4 protein-coding genes are annotated in these 3,748 nt (G+C 61.2%); all 4 read right to left on the bottom strand.

Features of this window, described 5'->3' with window-relative positions:
- Positions 1-946, bottom strand: a 946-nt coding sequence (locus VIW95_RS10230; protein ID WP_331586058.1) for an amidohydrolase family protein, incomplete at its 3' end; no start/stop codon positions are given.
- 220 nt (positions 947-1,166) lie between these two features.
- A complete protein-coding gene (locus tag VIW95_RS10225; RefSeq protein ID WP_331586056.1) occupies positions 1,167-2,492 on the bottom strand; it encodes a DUF1329 domain-containing protein in 1,326 nt (441 codons plus the stop codon).
- Between the two features lie 76 nt (positions 2,493-2,568).
- Positions 2,569-3,306, bottom strand: coding sequence for an SDR family oxidoreductase (locus tag VIW95_RS10220; RefSeq protein WP_331586054.1), 738 nt, complete (start codon positions 3,304-3,306; stop codon positions 2,569-2,571).
- 181 nt (positions 3,307-3,487) lie between these two features.
- A partial coding sequence (locus VIW95_RS10215; protein WP_331586052.1) for a D-arabinono-1,4-lactone oxidase occupies positions 3,488-3,748 on the bottom strand: 261 nt, incomplete at its 5' end.

Below are 3,748 nucleotides of genomic sequence, written 5' to 3'. Positions count from 1 at the left end.
GATTGAAGTAGAAGCTCGGCTTGTCCTTCAGCGACACCGTGCGCCCCATCGCGCTCGCATAGACCGCGTCGAGCCTGCCCAGCCAGTAGTCGATCCATCCCGCGCCCGCCTCGAGCAACACCAGCCGCATCTTCGGGAACTTGTCGAAAGTGCCGTACTGAAAGAAGCTGGTGAACGCATGCCGAATCGCGTCGGCCGCGACGATGTTCAAAAAGTAATAGTTCCCGCGCATGAATCTGCGATCGTAACGCCCGGGCGCCGCCCACACCGGCTCGAGCGACGGATGTATCCCAAGAGGTACGTCGAGCTCCTGCGCCTTGGCGAACAGCACGTCGTGATCCGGATGCGCGTGCGGCTTGCGGGTCATGACGAATTGCGCGACCCATCCGCCTTTGCATCCCGCTTTGACCGCGCGTTCGAGCTCGACCGCAGCCGCGGCCGGATCGCCGAGCGAAAGATGTGCGATCGGAATCAGCTTGCCGCCGCTCTCAGAGCAGAAGTCCACGATGTACCTGTTGTAGGCGCGCGTGCATGCCTGCGCGAGCTCGGCGTCTTCGGTCTCGGTTTCCCACAGCAGGCTCATCGTGGGATAGAGGAACGCGGCGGCGAGACCTTCAGCGTCGATACGCTTGAGCCGTTCCTTCGCATTCATCGCACCGAACGGAGCCAATCCGCCGTAGGTCGGCGACGCTGCCCACTGATCGTCACGCGTCGTACCCATTGCGGAGAGCCCGCCGAGCCTGCCGCCGCTGAAAACTTTCGACGGGCGTCCCGCGACCTCGAGATATTCGAGTCCCTTGTCGTCGGTGCGAACCCTGACGGCGCGGTCCTTGTACTTCGCTTCGATATAGCGGTCCCACAGGCCGGCGTCCTCGAGGATATGGCCGTCGGCATCGACGGCGCCGGTAAAGGTTAGTTTCTGGATTTCGTCGAGACGATTGGACATTGATGATGACTCCGCACGCGCACGAGATTTTTTATTTATAGTTCACGATTCGGTGCGTGCGCCAGCAACCTAACCCCTAACCCCTTCCCGAGCGGGAAGGGGAACCGGTCGTAGAGAGCAAAAGGGCGTCCTCACCATTTTGTGATTTCTTAACACTGGGTGCAGGGGTCACCCCTGCCCAAGGAGGTGTGGATCCCACGGTGGGTTCCACGTTTGATTCCTAATGCGCGGCGTTCGCCATTGACGCGGGATTGAAGAAATTCTCCGTCGCCAATCCCATGTTGATGTACCAGCTTTCGTGCTCGTCGGTCTCGACTCCCGGCGACAGCACCACCGTCGAGAAGCCGTTGGTGACGTCCTCATCGACCAGCGCCGTCTGGAACATCCGCTTGAACGGCCAGATCGCCACGCGCGCGTCCGGAATCGGCCGGTCGCGGTATGCGTTGAACGTGGCGACAGTCTTCCATAGCTTGCCGTCGCGATCGTATTGATCCGACGCCGTGATGAACCATCCTTCGGAGTCGATATAAAAAATTCGCTTCGGTATCGTAGTGCCGCTGCCGAGTGCGGAGGTCTGCTTCGCATCCGCCTCGATCACGAAGAGCCGACGCATTTCCCAGTTCTCGGGACAGATAGTTCGTCCGCCGTCGGTCGGACACGCCTTGGCCGGAGAATTTTCCGCATGCACGACCGCGAGCATCGGCTTCTCGCCAAGGAACCTGTAGTTGAAGTCCTCGATTTTCGCGGCGAAGCCAAAAAATGAATCCGGATCGAGATTGCTCGCGTAAGTTCCGGCGCCCCCGTTACCGCCCCCTGCCGCCGCGTCGAGCAGACCGAAGACATCCGCGAGTTCGCTGGCCGACGCGCGCCTCGTATGCCGCGTGCGCGGATTCATCATCCAGCTATTGTCCTCGATTTTCGGATCGATACTGCGGTAGCGGATGAATCCGAACCCGCGCATCTCCGACGGCTCGAGAAACGGATATGCGCCGAAGCGATATCGGATGTTCGCCCGCGTCGCCTCCGGGTCGGTCGGGATGGGATTCACCTCGGTGCGCCCGATGTTGTTGTAGAATCCCACGTTGCCGATCGTGAAATGCTCCACCGGATCCGCCGGCGTCGAGCCCGGCCGGTAGCTCGCAATCTCTGTGTTCTTGGAAATCGCGTCATCGGTGTAGAGCGGCCGGTAGCTGAAATTCCACATCACTTTCAGCGCCGCATTCGGATCGTTGGCATCGACTAGCGGGAACGGCAGCCCGGCCGAATAGCCCTTCAACGTCCCGTCGGGCGCGAGAGTCACCTGCGGCGAATATTTTTCGGTAGCGGACTTGTACGGCGGCGGCCACTCGAGCCGATCGGTCGGCACGATCTTCATCGTCATGCCCTGCTTCACCAGGATCAAATTCCCCGGACTAACGAGGTCGGCAACCTTGTCGGTCTGATCTTTTGTGATCGTGTCCCCGGGATTAACCCCCGCGCGCGGCGAGCCGGCAATCGAGAGAATCGAAAAAGCGGCCAGCATGACAACTTCAAGCTTTACTTTCATTTTAATTCTTCAACTTCGACCGGCTATTTTTCCGGTTCCCCTTCCCGCTCGGGAAGGGGTTAGGGGTTAGGTTGCCTCAGAAGCTCAGGCGTTTGAAGCGGCTCTCCGGGATAAGCCGAACCGCACCCATGATCAAGCGCCAGAACCACGGCACATATACGACTTCGGCGCGCTTTCGATACGCCCCGTATATCAGATCGGCGGCCTTGGTCGGCGAGATCGTGAGCAGCGCGCCCTCGCGTCCCCAGGTCATTCGCGTATCCACGGTGCCGAGCTTCACCGTCATCACATGCACACCGCTGGCGGCCAGCCGCCCGCGCAAGCCCTGGGCAAAGAGCGCGAGTGCGCCCTTGGCCGACCCGTACACGTAATTTTTCTTGCGCCCGCGCTCGCCGGCCACCGATCCGATCACGATGATAAAGCCCGACCGTTGCTGTTCGAGATGGCGCGCGGCGAGTGTAATCAATGACACGGCGCCGGTGAAGTTCTGATGTATCGTGGCGAGCGCCTCGTCTGGATCGGTCTGGGCAACGTCTTCGTCGCCGAGCGTGCCGAAGCATACGACGACGCCGTCGAGTCCGCCGAGCTCGCTCGCCGCGTGTCGGACGAACTCATCGTGCGACGCGAAATCCGACGCGTCGAAAGTGCCGGAAAGTGCAGTCACTCCAGCGCGAGTGCTGACGTCCTCGGCAACGCGTCGCGCCTCGTCGGCGTTGCGGGCGGCGAGATACAATCGCGCGCCGTCGGATGCGAACCGGAGCGCGAGCGCGCGCGCGATCGGGCTGGTGGCGCCAAGAATCAAAACTCTATTCATGGTGGATAGCTTGCGTGACCTGGCTCGGAGTTCTTCCCCTCTCCCTGTAAGGGAGAGGATCGAAGGTGAGGGTCCTTACACAGCGCGCGTTTCGCGTGCGATTCAAGATTCTGCTTCTTCTCTGAGTGCGTGCGTGGAAGTTTCGCAAAGGGTTCATCGTGCCGAAGTGCGCGCGCGAGCCTCACGCAGGATACATCCCAACCCTGCGCGACAGGCTCGACGAGAAGCGGTTCTCCGGATCGGCGACGGCCTTCGCCGCCTGCCACTTGCCCAGATTCGGATACATCGCGCGAAACGTCTCGGGCGACATGCGCGCGTCCTTGGCCAGGTACACGCGCCCGCCGCGCTTCAGCACCATCGCGTCGAGCGAGTCGAGGAATTCGAGCATCCCGTCCGTAACCGGAAAGTCGATCGCGAGCGTGTACCCGGGCATCGGGAAAGA

This window comes from Binatus sp. (SeqCode), from assembly GCF_036522015.1.
GTDB lineage: Bacteria > Desulfobacterota > Binatia > Binatales > Binataceae > Binatus.
This window is presented reverse-complemented; position numbering and strand designations above follow the sequence as displayed.